Origin of the sequence: Mesorhizobium sp. M8A.F.Ca.ET.202.01.1.1 (assembly GCF_004791595.1) — a bacterium.
In the GTDB taxonomy this organism is placed as follows: Bacteria; Pseudomonadota; Alphaproteobacteria; order Rhizobiales; family Rhizobiaceae; genus Mesorhizobium.
Window position 1 is genome coordinate 1 of record NZ_SRUN01000117.1, and the last position, 369, is coordinate 369.

The 369-nt window shown below is 68.6% G+C and carries 1 pseudogene; it reads right to left on the reverse strand.

From position 1 onward, the window contains the following. A pseudogene (aroE, locus tag EN845_RS34095) lies at positions 1–369 on the reverse strand (shikimate dehydrogenase); the annotation flags it as partial.

Below are 369 nucleotides of genomic sequence, written 5' to 3' on the forward strand. Positions count from 1 at the left end.
CTGGCGCAGCGACTGGTAGACCTCGTCGGTCTGCGGGCGCACGCCGTGCCACTGCAGGAAGCTCTCGGCCGCCTGCTCGACCAGCATGCCCAGACCATCCACGGTATTGCGGCAGTTCGCCGCACGGGCCCAGGCCAGGAAAGCGATGGCCGCCTCGCCGTAGTTCAGGTCGACGGCGGCGGTCATCGAATTGACCAGCGACAGCGGCAGCTTGAACTCGACGTCGCGGTCGCGGCCGGCCGAGGTGGCATTGACGATCAGTTCGAAGTCGCCCAGCTCGCGCAGGTCTTCCCAGTAGCGGCTGATCGCGCGGCCCGGCTCGCCCATCGCGTCGATCAGTTCATCGGCGCGCTCCGGCGTGCGGTTCAC